The sequence below is a fragment of the Olivibacter sp. 47 genome (assembly GCF_030372825.1).
In the GTDB taxonomy this organism is placed as follows: domain Bacteria; phylum Bacteroidota; class Bacteroidia; order Sphingobacteriales; family Sphingobacteriaceae; genus Olivibacter; species Olivibacter oleidegradans.
In genome coordinates this window covers 1,905,156-1,920,293 of record NZ_JAUCNR010000001.1, presented here as the reverse complement: position 1 = coordinate 1,920,293, position 15,138 = coordinate 1,905,156, and the positions used below count along the sequence as shown (strand labels likewise).

The window sequence follows — 15,138 nt, the reverse complement described above, 5'->3', positions numbered from 1 at the left end:
AGATAGAATATTTAGAAGTAATATCGGCCTAAATGTTTTAAAATCATCTTTTTCATTTCAAGAGGATCTATTTCCCCTTGTTTACTATAAAGAATTTTTCCGCCCGGAGCTACTAATAGGGTATAAGGAAGCGCGCCTTGCCACGCTTTGTCAATAGCCTCAATCAGGTCGTATTTATTTTTACTTTCGAACAAAAAATTCTGGTTCGCGGCTCCTTTGCTTTTAAGGAAATCTAAAACCGGCTGTGGTTTCTCCGGGTTGTCGGCACTAATACTGATAAATTCAAAAGGCCTATTTCGATACATTCGGTTGATTATAACGAAATCAGGAAATTCTGCAACGCACGGTCCGCACCAGGTAGCCCAGACATTGATTAAGCGAAGTTTATCAGAATTATTTTGTAGTAGGGAGTCGATTTGTGTGATTTGAATGGGGTTAATAGTAACAGGTTCTTTTGCCCATTGTTCGTCAGACTTTTTTACCGCATCTTCTTTGGTTGACCATTTTACACTACATCCAAAAGTTTTTGTCTCTTTTACAGGGATGTCTTTTTTTGCTAGAAGTGCTTCAATTGCTTGAATAGCATTGTGCTCTTTCGTTTCTTTAGGATTTTCGTTGTCATCGAATCGTCCTTTATAACGAAGCTTTCTATTGTTATCGAAAATAAAAATATGAGGTGTCGCAACTGCGCCATATCGTTTTGATGTCAACTGCGTCTCACCATCATATAAGTAAGGGAAATTAAAATTTTTATCGGAAGCCCGTAATTTCATTTCTTCAGGAGAGTCGTTATATTCTGTATAGCCAAGTTCGTCCAAACGTACAGCGTAGGGATTGTTTGGTGATATGGCAATTAGAGCTACTCCTCGCTCACCATATGTTGCCTTTAAATTAATGAGGCGATCTTCGTAGGCCTGTGCAGTTGGGCAATGATTACAAGTAAATGCCACCACTAAAATTGGAAACCTCTCAAAATCCCGGAGTGAATATTGTTTGCCATCTGTCGCGGGCAATGTAAAATCCGGGGCCTGGTCATTGATCTTAAGGCCATTTTGCTTATCTTGGGATAAGGGAGAAATAAAGCTGCTGAGTAGTATTATTATCAAAATACTAAATAGCGAGTAGGAATACTTCGACTGTTGCATTTTGCCATAATTTAGATAATCGGGACTGTTCAGCAATTAATTTGAGTTGATTGTTAATCAATTCATTTTTGCTTTCATAGTGTTTATCAAACTTAGGCAAAATGCATGAAACAGAAAAGATATTTTATTAAGATTAGGATTCTATTTCTCGTTGCGTTGTTATTCCTACACGGTTCCATGCATTCATAGCAATAATGCCCATCATAACCTCCGTTGTATATTGCTGTCCCAAAAGCTCAACGGCTTGGTTATAAACCGCATCAGATACGCCATGTGCAGCAATATTGGTCATTTCCTCTGCTAAAGCCAGTATAGCCCGTTCCTCAGGTGAATAGAAGGGAACTTCGCGCCAGGCGCTTAGCAAATAGATGCGTTGTTCGCTTTCACCTGCTTCACGCGCCTCTTTTGTGTGTTTATTAATACAATAGCTACAGCCGTTTATTTGTGATACGCGAATTTTTATAAGCTCTGCATGTGTTTTACTTAGGGAACTTTCGGATAGGTATTTTTCGAAAGCAAGCATCGTTTGGAACGCTTTAGGATCAGCTTCTTGAAGTGTTTTTCTTTTTGCCATTGTCTTATAAATAAATTTTCTTCTCAAAGATATTGTATATTTGGACTCTGTAAGTCGTCCAGTTTGCATAAAATAGGTAGTCCACATGCTTCCGTTTCCCAGCCTTCTAATCATAGATAGAACCTCTTCAACCGCGTTATATTTGCAGGTGTCTAAGCAAATTATTGCATTGATTCGCAAGGGAATATTGAAGCCGGGAATGCGACTACCTAGTACGCGCGAACTTGCCCAATCGTTGATGCTTCATCGTAAGACAGTTGTGGCTGCGTATAATGATATGCTTTTGCAAGGATGGGCAACCACAGTGCCTAAAAAAGGTGTTTTTGTATCCCCGGTTTTACCGGAATTAAATCCGAAAATTTGGGAGCAAAATTTAAAGAAAGTGCCGGACTCCAATACTACTCCTTTTTTTTATCGTAACTCGTTTAGTGTGATCACTGATCTCGGATCTGACGTTGCCGGATATGATATTGTTATTGATGACGGTTTGCCTGATTCCCGTATAGCCCCTTTAGATTTATTGGCTCGCGAATATAGAGCGCGATTAAGAAGGAATTTGCAATTGAAAGGAAGAACGGATTCATTGTCTGTCGGCTCCATCTTACTGAGGGAAGCATTAACCGATTATTTATTTGAAACACGTGGTATACGGGCGAGTGTACACAATCTTCTTACCACCCAGGGTGCGCAAATGGGAGTTTACATAGCCGCACAGTTATTACTGAGAGCGGGCGACGCAGTTATTGTTGGCGAGCCGAATTACTTTATGGCTAACAATGCCTTTTCTTATCAAAACGCACGAATTTTTCGTGTGCCTGTAGACGAGCACGGCTTGGATATGAATAAAGTAGAGGAGATTTGTCTAAGAGAGCGTATTAACATGTTATATGTTATTCCGCACCACCATCACCCAACTACCGTAACCTTAAGCCCCCAGAGGAGAATGCAGCTTATTGCGCTTGCCCAACGTTTCAATTTTATGATCGTAGAGGACGACTACGATTATGATTTTCACTATCAATCCTCGCCCTTTTTGCCTCTGGTAAGTTACTGTCCGGAGCGCGTCATTTACATTGGCTCTTTTACGAAATGCTTAGCCTCGTCTGTCCGCATAGGCTTCATGGTAGCTCCCCAAGAGATGATCAATGAGGCTGCTTATGTCCGAAGGATGATAAATTTGAGAGGCGATTTTATAATGGAAGATGCTTTAGCCTCTTTGATACGGGAAGGTGATGTTGCAAGACACATAAAAAAATCCGTGAATATCTACCGGGAACGACGCGATTACGTATGTGCATTAATGAAAGAGCGGCTATTTGCGTTTTCCTCGTTTGAAATTCCAACAGGAGGCATGGCAGTTTGGCTACGTTTTAGTGAAGCTTATCCATTGATCCATGTGGCTGCGGAGCTTGCCAAGCACCGCATACTGATAAGTGATGGCAGGAAATATAACACCGGTCCGTTTAACTATAACGCGATTCGTTTCGGATTCGCCTCTTTGAATACCCGTGAACTTTCGCGGGTAATAGAACTCCTTACCGCAGTGTTGTCGAAAGAAGTAAATGGTCGATCGAACGCTTAGTTTGCTTCCATCGTGCTTTCTTCTTTACGCTCTCCGATCTGCTGTCGCCACATTGCATAATAAAGACCTTTAAGCGATAGTAAATCAAAATGGCTTCCTGTTTCCACGATTTTACCCTTTTCCAATACATAAATTTTGTCGGCATGCATGATGGTTGACAAGCGATGGGCAATCATAATGGTCAAATGCGTTCTTTGCGCTGTAATTTCCCGGACAGTATTAGATATCGCTTCCTCTGTAATGGAGTCGAGCGCTGACGTGGCTTCGTCAAAAATAAGAAGGCGTGGTTGCCGTAATAGCGCGCGAGCGATTGATAAACGCTGCCTTTCACCACCGGATAGCTTTAGGCCTCCTTCACCGATCACGGTTTCGAGACCCTTTTCCGCTCTTGCTAAAATATTCTGTCCCGACGCTTTCTTTATTACATCCAAAATCATGTCGTCAGTTGCCGATGGATTGACGAAGAGTAAGTTTTCACGGATAGTACCTGAAAAGAGCTGCGTATCTTGTGTTACAAAACCTATTTGATGTCGTAATTCTTCAAAATCGATCTCATTATCGTTAAAGTCGTTGTAATATACGTGGCCTGAAGTCGGATGGTATAAACCTACGAGTAATTTTACCAGTGTTGTTTTCCCCGAACCGGATGGTCCTACAAAAGCAATGGTTTCACCTTGTGAAACATCGAAGGAAATTCCGTCAAGGGCAGGGCGTGTAGCCGACTGATGTTGAAAACGCACTTCGTTAAAGCGCAACTGCTGAATAGCATCGATCTTCTTTGGTGCAAGGGGCTGGTATTCTACCTTTCGATTCAATAAGCGTTGCAGGTTGTTCAAGGATGCCTCCGCCTCCCGATAGGACATGATTATATTTCCTAACTCCTGTAAAGGGCCAAAAATGAAGAATGAATAAAATTGCATCATCATCATCTGCCCGACCGTAATCTTATCGCGAAAAACGAAGAATAGCAATGCAAACATAATGCATTGTTGAAGGAAATTAACGAAGGTCCCCTGTACAAAGCTTACAGACCGAATACTCTTTACTTTTTTTAGTTCAAGTTTTAGTATTTTCATCGTTGTATCGTTCAGCCTACTTATCTCCTGTTGGGTGAGGCCTAGACTCTTGACCAGTTCTATATTTCGGAGGGATTCCGTAGTAGAGCCGGCAAGTGCAGTCGTTTCGCTTACGATATTTTTTTGAATGAACTTAACTTTTCGACTTAGAACGCTGGTTAGAATAGCAAGAACAATTGCTCCTACCAGGTAAATCAAAGGAAGAAGAGGACTTAATTTAAAAGCAACGATAACAACGAAAACAATACCCACAAGCGTCGCAAATAGCACGTTGACAAAGCTGGTAATAAATTTTTCACAATCGGCTCGCACCTTCTGCAGCACGGAAAGCGTTTCACCACTTCGTTGATCCTCAAAATCCTGAAAGGGAAGCCTGAGTGCATGTCGAAGTCCGTCGGTATAAAGCCGTGCACCAAACTTCTGTATTATAACATTAACAACATAATCTTGGAACGCCTTCGCAATACGTGAAACCATCGCTACACCAATAATCATCAATAAGCCAATGGTAATACCCTTAAAAAAAGCACTATCTGCTCCATCGGATCGGAACTGCTGTGCTTTATTTGCATAAGGGTCAATGATCAGATTCCCAAGAATATAAGGATTCAATAAGGAAAAAACCTGATTGATCGCCGCTAATATCAACGCTAAAAGTATGAGCCATTTATGTCTACTTAAGTACTTAAGGAGTAATCTCATGGTAGGAAAATATATTAGGACGTAAATATAGGCTATCTTTTATTATAAAATTGTTATGAAACAGTAAAAAGCGATCGGCGACGGTTGTATTAGCGGAATATCCTAGAAGCGAAAACTAATGGGTAAGGTTAAATGCAAAGCACACTTCATTTTGAAGAGACGACTATATTTCTGTTTTTTGCTGAAATTCCATATTTTGCAGAAGAATATCCTTTTACAACATATGAATTACCTAAGCAAGGCAGTATTTATACTGATCTTTAGTACCATGGGATTTGCTGCTTATGCGATGAATGATAGCATCTCCGTAGATAGTATAAACAAACAAAAAATTACGTCTGATGCAATCCGTTTTGTGGACGGTGTAGCATATACCGTTTCGAGCCCTATTCGATGGAAAGGATCTGATTGGTTAAAGGTAGGGGCGGTTCTTGGCGGAACCGCGTTATTAACAACCTTAGACAAACCAAACAGGAACTTTTGGCAGGATCGGAATTCTAAAGTGTGGGATGGCATTGAGCGCGCCGGTTTTCATTATGGTAAACCTTATGCGGCCTTTATCATGACCGGCGGCTTTTATTTAACGGGGTTAGTTATTAAAAATGAATGGGCTAGGGAAACGGGGCTCATGTTGGGTGCTGCATACCTGACAAGTGGCGCCTTACAGACCTTGATGAAAACCGCCGTAGGGCGAGCGAGACCGGCAACGGACGTGGGCCCCTGGGCCTTCGATCCTTTCTCTCCGGAAGCAGGTTATCATTCCTTTCCATCCGGACATATGCAGATCGCAACCGTGAGCGCGCTGGTACTGGGGCATCGAGTAAAAAGCCCGCTGTTAAAAGCGCTATTTTACAGTACTGCGGGCGTTACACTGGTAAGTCGTATGTACAGCGATTCCCATTGGCTATCCGATATGGCTTTTGGCGGTGCTATATCTTGGTTCTGTACGAAGGCAATAGTCCGCCGTATGGAGGAGAGTAAGTATAGAAACCCTTTTAAAAAGCAGAACCAGATTACTTGGACCGTTACGCCTGCACGGCGTGGAATTGGCTTAGTAGGCGTTTTTTAGCAATTAAAGTTTTACACCGATTCGTATCGCTTTTAAGCCACTTACGCCTTGTAATTCCTCTAGTTCAAGCTCTTCCATATCGTCTAATAAAATGTCTTTATTTTGGAGATAATTAATATAGCTCATATACTCTTTAATCTCTCTCGCATCGTAATATACCAAAGCAATCTTTCCAGGCTGGGTGAGCCGTTCAAAAGAATCTTTTAAGTGAACTTTATCGATTCTCTTTTTTATGATGTGGTATCGAATGTTATAGGCTCCTTCTACATCAAAACGCCTTTCGTCCACGCGGAAGCTAATATCTATATCGTTTCCATTGATAAAAATAAGCTGGGTCGTTTCAAGCGGAGTTTCCATCTGTTGAAGTAAGGTGTGCGTTATTTTTGCAATGGAAGCCATTGACGTAAGCTGCCAAAGCCTTACGTTTTTGAGATAGAGCATGTCAAATGGCCTTTCAGGAGCAATAGATTGTCCTATATAAATATCATATTCAACGCCGTCGGTTCTGAACTTCTCAAAATAGCAAGGATAAGAGCGCTGTATTTCATCATTTAATAATTCTAAATAACCGTTAATAGCGGTATTAATGGTGGCGATGGATGATTCGAGCGCGCGTCGATGCTGATGGGCTTTCCCTGTTTCCGCTAGTACTTCTTGTTCATATTTTTCGATGATCGCTGCTAAAGTTGAATTACTGTTTTTGAAGTGCATCAATAACATGTACACTTCTTTCTCCATGAAGTCTTTAACCTTCATTTGTACAACGTCGATTGGACTCGTGTCTAATTGGGTCAACCACTTATCACAATTAAATTCCATTTCATCGAGTAGTGCAATACTATAAACGTTTTTGATGTCTTGTAATACCTGTTTTAATAAACCTAATTGTATTTTATAGTCGGCAACTAAGGCTTTATTGCGCTCAATTGTAGAATTTCTAATATCAATAGCCCCATATAAGGGATAAACATTCTTGAATTGAACGTTTTCAATAATGGGTTTCGGTTTTTCCGGCGCTATCTTTTTCAAGTATTCATATGCAGCTTGATTAAATTTCCATTGGACGGCTGGTTGTAAGGATGTAAACTTTTCTTTTATTACCGCGTCGATGCGAGCGTTGAATCTATGTGCTTGATCATTCAGTAACTGCGCAAGTAAAGGGGCGGCTCGGCGCAACTTTGCCAGGACAATCTTGTCAAAGGTATGACCTTCGTTGGTATAAACTTCTAAAAGTCCCGTTACCTTATTGTTATAATATAAGGGGATACATACATAAGAAGTAACACCGAGATCGGAAAGGTCGTTCAGGAATTTGAAGTTGTTATCTCCGAAATCTATCCCGACATTATATACTATGATTTGAGGGTTGAGCAAGTAAGATTCCGTAATGTTAGCTTCCTGGCAGTTTCTTGTTTTCTTCTTCAACAGAGCAGGTAATATACTGGCATGCATATATACCTGATCCAATATTGGTTTGTTGTTCAGTTTCAAGATGGGAGATAAACCAAACTTAATATGTTGATTACCGGTAAGCGTTTGCAAGGATTCTTGCAATACGTCATAAGCGTGCTCAAGTTCTTCGTCTGAGTTTCGACTTACGATATCCCGAATATTCTGGATAACGCGATCGGGTGTGATTTCCTTCACCGTAATAATCGAAAAGCCTGTAAAAGAGAACTGGTTGAGCGGAAGTAATTCACGTAAAAACCTCCATTCAAACTGCTGAACGTTATTCTGTCTAATTTTTTTATAATCCAGTTCCGGTAGCTTCATTTTGGGAGTGATGTCCACAAAGCGTTTATCAATTTGGATGGCATAGTAGCGAGGTAAGCCCGTTACTTCATCTTTCGAAGAAAATTCGATCACTTCGTCTTCCACGGCGGGAATTTCGTAAAAACGTTCTAGAAGTAGGCTATATATGGACTGCTCGAGCAGGTCCTTTTTCTTAGTCTTTTCTTCGATGTCTTTAAAAGTTTCTTCACAAAATTCCTGACGCAACAGATTGTAGAAGCCTTGTGTGCCGTAAAACACATTTTTTCCTAATGGTGTTGCCAGCGCCCAGAGCGTATCGTGTTCGTCTTCGAGTGGAGGTACCAGCAAATTATAGGTATAGAATAAGATTTGCTTGTAACTTGCTAAATTTTCTTCCGTCAACGGTCCATAAGTCTCTCTCGTTTCTAAGAATTTGTGAAGTATAAATTCTAGCATTTCATGCTTCACGTTATCCTGAGTACTTGCGAGCTTTCTTAAATGTGTTATAAAGCTATCGAGGGACAGCTGTATATCGAGCTCGCCTAATAAATCTTTTTTATTTTCCGATAAATCGATTACCTGCGCAAACATTGTTGATCTGAGGAATTAGTAGTTAAAAACGGAATCCCATGGTAAAATAAGGGTACCAACCTTCTTTTGAATGACCTGCTACCAATTGCAAAAGTGCAATTCTTGCGGGGGCATAATATACACCGGCTCCCGTACCCTGATGTATGGAACTGTTATCCAATCCGTCAACCCAAACTTTACCGATATCATAAAAGCCTAGTAGCCCAAGTTGTCCCGGTAAAATATAGCTGCCGATCTGTGCCAGCTTAATCCTGGCTTCAAAATTATTAAAAAATAAATGATCTCCGGCAAATCGATATTGGCGATATCCCCAGAGATTATTTTGTCCACCTAAAAATAGTGCCTGATAAAAGGTCGTCTTTCCCAAGGTTGTCCCGCCACCCAATCGATTAGCCAAGGTTACAGCATTTTGCCAAATGCTTTTATAGACTGCAACTTCAGCTTTTGCCTGAAAGAAAGATTTCGAGTAATCATTCAAACCCGTTAAGCCTTGTATATCTAATTTTAGGTATCCCCCTTCAGTTGTCATTATTTTGCTATTTCTATTATCCTTGAGAAAGGAAGCATTAAATCCCGCAAAAAGCTTGTCTTTGGCGATCGTTAAACTGTCATAGGTATGAAGCTGATCGGTGTTGTTTATAAATCGACCCTCATTATCATCTGAATCATAATAATACAATTGGAAGGAGGGCCCTATTGAAATCGAAGCAGTTTCAGTCGGCGTCCATCGCAATGCTCCATGCATCTCATATAGATTAAATCGAGTTCGGTAATACCTTACTGAATGACTATCTTTATCATAGATGGAATTGTTCCCTAAGCCAAAAAAGTTTTGTGTATTGTTTGGTGCATGTATATTGACGTCTGTTAAAAGATCCGCCTTACCCACTACTTCCTTCCAGGTTCCTTTATATTTTACTTTAACGGCTCCTGTAGCGAAGGCGCCCGACACAAGTAATTGTTGTTGATGGGCAAAGGGACTTTTTCTAAAGCCGCGCTGGTGGGTGTACCTAAATCCGCCTCCAATCAGGATTCCATCATCCGCATTGTAACCTGCGGTTATCAGTGGCATCCAAACATTATATAAATTTACCGGAACAAATGCCGTGTTGGCACTGTCTTTGGAAAGGTGCTTTCTCAATTTCGATACCTGTCCGGAAAAAAGGGACTGCTGACCCGGATCATAAATCTTAACCGGTCGGACAGCGGTGTTTATATGATAGACCTTTTTTCCTTGTCCACCGATAACACGAAGTTTAATGGGAGCATGCTTGTTTTCTATATAAACACTATCATCCCCATCTGCTAAATAAATTCGGATTTCTTTGGTCAAAGTCGGTAAATATTCCTTCTCCATTAGCTTGTCTTTCCGTTCCCCCTCCTTATTTATCTTTCTAACCGTCACCTTTAGGCCTTTATCGTTGTCGTCTTCCACCTCCACCCATTCGTGTTTATCACTTAGTTTTATATCTACAATATTGTTGATAAAGCGGTAATAAGTTTCCATGGCTGCAGGGATAGCATCCCTTCTATTCTTGAGCTCGGCAAAAAGGGAATCGTGACGAATGGCATAAGAAGACGCTGGTAGTCTCTTCAAACCTTCTTCCAGTACGCTATCGGTGATGTTTGCGACAAATTCATGAGCCAATTTCATCCATTCCTCAAAAGTGAACTGATTTTTTGAATGTGCATTTAAGAAGCGTGATTTAAATAAAGAATAGTTAGGTCGATTGATAGTCGCACGAAAGCCCTGTAATGTAGGTAGTGCCCAACTACGAGACATAATATTTGGGAAAAGACCCTCCACTTTTCTAAAAGCCTGATCTCTGTCCCTCGGTATCGGTAGGTAATCTTTGTCTTTACCTTTGCTATCGTCATACCATCGCCATTGATCTTCATGGCGATCCCAATCGCCTACCAAAAGATCTAACATGCGGGCTCGCAGGAAAGTCTTTGCTTTGTAGATGTCATCATTATCGTGATTGATTTTACTGAGCATTTTGAGCGTATTGTCGGAGTCACCCAAAGGTTCGCGCTCTTCTATTAAACATAGCGTGTTGGCAAAAATGTTGTTATAAGCGCCCAAGGCTGTGTCGGGTGCAATAATACCAATGATGGGATTACTATGAGCAACGCCAACGGCATCAGCTAATGGTGGTATCATCAGTGCTGAATAAGGATGCTGTGCACTGTTGGCGTCATCGAGAAAATCACGCGCAAACGTCTGTTGCAGTTCCGGAGGGAGCAAGGCATCGGTGTTCTTATTAACGCTTCGAATAACCCATTCCTTCCCCGACTTGTCCGCCAGTCGTAGTGATACTGTCTGCATACCCCCTCCTCGTTTCAAGGGCGTTAAACCGCCCTGAAAGGAGGAAATTCGGATAACGGGCACTTTTGAGTCGACGGCCCATTCTTGCCTGTAATTTTCACCAAAAAGTTTTCGGTGAAATTTTCCCACTCGATTGTACAAAGGGTTCGCCTGCGTCACGGTACTGTCTATATCGGAGTGACTTAGAAAAAGAGAATCTCCCAAGGGAATGGGATCAACAAAAGACTTTTTGTAGTTGTATGTTTCTTTAAACATGCCGCTATTCGAAGTAAAAAACCGAATCTGCTTGCTTTTATCCATCCATTCGTCGACAATAACAAATCCAGTTTCTTTATTTGTGAATAAAGCCTTTTTGCCATTTTTAATGAAACTTCCCTTTGATCCGCCGCCGCTAACAAGTTGTAACGTGTTGCCATCCGACAAAAGTTGGAGGCCATGTTCATGGCCTGCTACATACAATAGATTAGGAAATTCATCTACTGTATGTTTGATATCTTGTATCATTTGTTGATAGAGTGGGTGGGGGATATCTTCGGGATGTAAGAATACGGTTGATCTTAAAATGGGATACAACGACCCTACCAAAGGCAGGGGAAGATAGAGTTTTTTGCTCAAATTAGTCAGTGGGAAAAGATGATCTTTCCAAGAAAAATATCCCCCATGTACTCCGTAAGAAGAAAACGGATGATGCGACGCAAGTAATACCGTTTTATTTCTATTTTTATAAAGCAAACTTTCTAGACGCTCCAATACTTCTTCTTTACTGCTACAGTTGCAAGTTGTATCGCGATTTATTTTGTCGAAAGGAAACAACCACCATTCGCTATCGTATGCAATGACCGTCAGGTTCTCTGAAATACTAATTTCTACCGGGTCAGGGCAACCGTTCTCGGGGACCATCCGTAATAAAGAATCCCCAACAGTTTTAAGATAATTTGATTGGGCTTTAAGCTTTCTGAGACCTTGCTTACCTGAACGATCCCAATCGTGATTTCCAGGTAAAAAGTACACAGGTATTTGCTTCGCTCGAAAAGGACTAAATTGTGATTTTAAAATTTCTTCGCCTATTTGTTTTTCAGACGGATTCACCGGCATTCCTTTAGGATAAATATTGTCGCCAAGAAAAAAGACCGTGGTTTTACCAGTAAGCACTTGCCGGGTGGCAGCTTCAATAACGGCATGCTGAGCAGTATTCGATTCTCCGGCATCGCCTATGAATATTGTCCGACTTTTGATAAAAGGTTCCTGTGCATTGGCTGCTATAAAGACAATACAAAGAAGCGTAAAAGAAACAAGTAAAAATTTATTGTTCATATGCCTCCGTCTGTTTTTGAAAGGAAAATATGGATATCTTCTGTCTTATTTAGGCCAAAAGGTAGTCCCTGTTTTTTCTAATGCTTATAATTAAATTTAAGCAAGGTGGCTCTTCCCGAATCACCTGCTTCGTTGCTTATATAAAGATTGTTATCCTTGTCGAAAGCAATACCTTCCGGTTGATTGAATAGCTTTGGATTCAACAGATGCGCTTCTTTTACTTTCCAATCATGATCTGCAATCAATAAAAGCTTATTAATGGACGAAACAATATACCATTCATTTGTTTTTTCGTTTCGCGTCAATGCCGATGGTCTAAAAGCTTTACCTTTTAGTTTTACATATTTACTGATCTCTTCATTATCAATAGAAAAGCTTCCCTCTTTTATAATCTGACTCCCTGACTCAAGTTTAAGAATGTAACCGGTGGTCTGTGATGTTTTTTTGTCGACACTACATTGTTTACATAAAACATATAGACGATTGTTCGTGATAGAAGCAGCTAAGCTTTCATATTCGCCTTTAGGTAAAATTTTTTCGGAAACCATCGCATCGATCTCTGCTTCATATAGTTCTTGAAGCGGAAAGGAAAAAAAAGAACCGTCGCTCCGAAGGAGAACAATACGATCGTTACTGACAGCAATATCTTCATAATCTCCTTTACCGGCAAACTTAACATATTTAGTAGACTTGTCACCTGCTTTTAAATAATATACATGCCCCTGTTCATCTTGCTGCGCAAGCAGTCGGTTCGAATCCCCATTAACAAAGGTTATGCCTGATACTTCTTCTAGTTCAGGTGGAAACTCCATTTGCTGAGGCTCATTTAAGTTATAATGACTTGGTGAGGTAAATGAGGGATCTTTTTTTTGTGCACAAGCCGCACATGCAATTAGTGCTATGTATAACGTAAATAACGATTTCATTGATGTATTATTAATGGTTACATATTAATTATTGATACATAAGGTCACGAAATGATGCATGAATTAATTTATGTATCTCCTCCTGCGAGCGAGTGGTCCCTTCGGCCAACTCCACGTTTTGGGCGTTTTTATCTAACTGGACAGCCGCTATATCATCCTGTAGTTGCAGAGTCAGCATTTGCTTAATCTGCTGTTTTAGTTCTTCGTTATAAATCGGGAAACACACTTCGATACGACGGTAAATATTTCGATCCATCCAATCCGATGAGCCGAGAAATACGCGTTCATTTCCACCATTGTGGAAAACAAATATCCGTCCGTGTTCAAGATAGCGATCAACGATACGGACAATACGTATGTTTTCGCTTAATCCGGGTATTCCGGGCCGAATTCTACAAATACTTCGTACGATTAGATGAATTTTAACGCCTGCCTGACTAGCTTCGTACAACTTATGAATTAACTTTTCTTCTTCCAAGTTGTTTAGTTTAATAATAATCGCGGCTTCTTCACCGTTCAAAGCCCGATTGATTTCATTATTTATGTGATGTAAAAAGGTCGGAAGTAAGTTAAATTTGGCTACAAGTAAGTGTTGAAAAGGCAAAGCCGGATATTCCTTTCCAAAGCTTGTGCTGCTCAAATAAGTAAAGAGTAGATCTAATTCGCCGGTTATAAAAGATGAGGAAGTGAACAACGAATGATCCGTATAGGTCTTCGCGGTATTTTCGTTAAAATTACCGGTTGAGAGTAGCGCTATTGCGTTTAGAGGTGCATTAGCGCGAAGTTTGACTAACGAAATTTTGGCATGGACTTTTAGCTTCTGATCGCTATATATAATTCGGATTCCTGCATTTTCCATCCTTTTTGCCCATTTGATATTATTAGCTTCATCAAAACGAGCTTTCAATTCCACAAATACGGTTACCCTTTTGCCGTTTTTTGCTGCGCTTATCAAGGCATGTACAATTTGAGAATTGGTGGCTACCCGATAAAGTGTAATGAAAATTTCTTCTACTTCCGGGTTGAGAACTGCCTCGTTAAAAAAGCGCAAAATGGGGTCATAAGAGTGGTATGGTGTGTGAAGCAACAGGTCACGGTGTTTTATTTCCTCAAATAAGCTTGCATGTTGGTAGGTGATTTCCGCAACAGGCAATTTCGCGTATTGAAGCTGTTGGTCTCTTACCGGGAAAGCAAAAAAATCCTTTAAGTTATGGTAAACTCCCCCTTCAATATGATTGGCATGCTCGAGTTGCAAACACCTAATCAAATGATTTAGCGTTGGCTGTGGAACGCCTGGTGCATATAGGAATCGAGTGGCCATTCCATAATCTCTTAAAACCAACAATTTTTCGATTTCATTAGCTAGGTCACCATTAAATTCGTCCTGTAGGTCAAGCTCGGCATCACGTGTTACTTTGAAAGAAAAAACACACTGAGGGATTTGCGTAAAAATATATTTTAGATTGGCTCTTATAATGTCGTCAATTAATACAACGTAGTGCGTATTCTCAATCTGTGTGTGAAAAAATCTAGGTATCTCATCAGAGGGAATGCTTACAAGCGCCAGTCCTTTGTTCGCATCGCCGAAATCAGCTGCCAAATAAAGCTGGTTGTTCTTTGGAGAAAACGCTTTTTGTTCAGGGTGAATGATTTCGAGGAAAGCAGCAATGGTATCAAAAAAGAAGCGATCCGTTTTTTTCTTAATACAATCGGGGATGTCCTCATTATATACTAAGTGGATATTTTTATTTTTTAGATCGGGAATAATATGCTGCTTTAAAATACTTCCGAAATAAGCCTGTTGTGTCTCAATAATTTTTTTGGTTTTCTTTAGTATACCCTTCTTTATGAGCTTTTGCGAGGCGATGGCTCGTTTCTTTAATTCTTTCAATGCCATTAAGACGGGAATTCTTACACGATAAAATTCGTCTAGATTAGAAGAATAGATCGCTAAGAATTTTAAACGCTCCAGCAGAGGAACTTCATCTTTTGCCGCTTCCTCAAGCACTCGACCATTGAAAGAAAGCCAACTTATGTCTCGACTATTTAAAAGCTTCTCTCGTTTTTTGAGCATGGTA

Annotated in this window: 9 protein-coding genes; 2 read left to right on the top strand and 7 right to left on the bottom strand. The window is 40.5% G+C overall.

All coding sequences use genetic code 11. The features are described from left to right. Positions 1–11 precede the first annotated feature (11 nt). Positions 12–1,145: a redoxin family protein gene (locus tag QT327_RS08305; RefSeq protein ID WP_130858223.1), complete on the bottom strand. Its 1,134-nt coding sequence runs from the start codon at positions 1,143–1,145 to the stop codon at positions 12–14. Positions 1,146–1,278: 133 nt separating this feature from the next. Beyond that, positions 1,279–1,719: a carboxymuconolactone decarboxylase family protein gene (locus tag QT327_RS08300; RefSeq protein WP_013663851.1), complete on the bottom strand. Its 441-nt coding sequence runs from the start codon at positions 1,717–1,719 to the stop codon at positions 1,279–1,281. A gap of 148 nt (positions 1,720–1,867) precedes the next feature. Between QT327_RS08300 and QT327_RS08295 the strand changes: the two genes are divergently transcribed. Continuing rightward, the gene (locus QT327_RS08295) at positions 1,868–3,301 is read left to right on the top strand and encodes an aminotransferase-like domain-containing protein (protein WP_165447073.1); all 1,434 of its coding nucleotides are present in this window, start codon (positions 1,868–1,870) and stop codon (positions 3,299–3,301) included. Here QT327_RS08295 and QT327_RS08290 read toward each other — a convergent pair. Further along, on the bottom strand, positions 3,298–5,079 hold the full coding sequence (locus tag QT327_RS08290) for an ABC transporter ATP-binding protein (protein WP_130858221.1): 1,782 nt from the start codon (positions 5,077–5,079) through the stop codon (positions 3,298–3,300). The two genes, QT327_RS08295 and QT327_RS08290, sit on opposite strands and share 4 nt — an antisense overlap. A 223-nt stretch (positions 5,080–5,302) precedes the next feature. On the opposite strand from QT327_RS08290, the gene QT327_RS08285 reads away from it, so the two are divergent. Then, entirely contained in the window at positions 5,303–6,148 is an 846-nt protein-coding gene (locus QT327_RS08285; protein ID WP_013663847.1) for a phosphatase PAP2 family protein, read from the top strand. A gap of 3 nt (positions 6,149–6,151) precedes the next feature. On the opposite strand, the gene QT327_RS08280 is transcribed toward QT327_RS08285, so the two are convergent. The 4 genes from QT327_RS08280 to ppk1 form a co-directional block, all read right to left on the bottom strand. Beyond that, positions 6,152–8,491 carry a GAF domain-containing protein gene (locus tag QT327_RS08280; protein ID WP_149106284.1) on the bottom strand — a complete coding sequence of 780 codons (2,340 nt, stop codon included), beginning with the start codon at positions 8,489–8,491 and terminating at the stop codon, positions 6,152–6,154. Positions 8,492–8,513: 22 nt separating this feature from the next. Next, a complete protein-coding gene (locus QT327_RS08275; RefSeq protein ID WP_130858218.1) occupies positions 8,514–12,134 on the bottom strand; it encodes a metallophosphoesterase in 3,621 nt (1,206 codons plus the stop codon). Positions 12,135–12,211: 77 nt separating this feature from the next. Continuing rightward, positions 12,212–13,060 carry an SdiA-regulated domain-containing protein gene (locus tag QT327_RS08270; RefSeq protein ID WP_130858217.1) on the bottom strand — a complete coding sequence of 283 codons (849 nt, stop codon included), beginning with the start codon at positions 13,058–13,060 and terminating at the stop codon, positions 12,212–12,214. Positions 13,061–13,088: 28 nt separating this feature from the next. Next, the gene (gene ppk1, locus QT327_RS08265; RefSeq protein WP_130858216.1) at positions 13,089–15,134 is read right to left on the bottom strand and encodes a polyphosphate kinase 1; all 2,046 of its coding nucleotides are present in this window, start codon (positions 15,132–15,134) and stop codon (positions 13,089–13,091) included. Between the last annotated feature and the right edge of the window lie 4 nt (positions 15,135–15,138).

Bases quoted from the DNA above. Each gene is read 5' to 3' on its own strand.
- QT327_RS08275 (WP_130858218.1), bottom strand. From the start codon at position 12,134: ATGAACAATAAATTTTTACTTGTTTCTTTTACGCTTCTTTGTATTGTC.
- QT327_RS08305 (WP_130858223.1), bottom strand. From the start codon at position 1,145: ATGCAACAGTCGAAGTATTCCTACTCGCTATTTAGTATTTTGATAATA.
- QT327_RS08300 (WP_013663851.1), bottom strand. From the start codon at position 1,719: ATGGCAAAAAGAAAAACACTTCAAGAAGCTGATCCTAAAGCGTTCCAA.
- QT327_RS08270 (WP_130858217.1), bottom strand. From the start codon at position 13,060: ATGAAATCGTTATTTACGTTATACATAGCACTAATTGCATGTGCGGCT.
- QT327_RS08290 (WP_130858221.1), bottom strand. From the start codon at position 5,079: ATGAGATTACTCCTTAAGTACTTAAGTAGACATAAATGGCTCATACTT.
- QT327_RS08280 (WP_149106284.1), bottom strand. From the start codon at position 8,491: ATGTTTGCGCAGGTAATCGATTTATCGGAAAATAAAAAAGATTTATTA.
- QT327_RS08285 (WP_013663847.1), top strand. From the start codon at position 5,303: ATGAATTACCTAAGCAAGGCAGTATTTATACTGATCTTTAGTACCATG.
- ppk1 (WP_130858216.1), bottom strand. From the start codon at position 15,134: ATGCTCAAAAAACGAGAGAAGCTTTTAAATAGTCGAGACATAAGTTGG.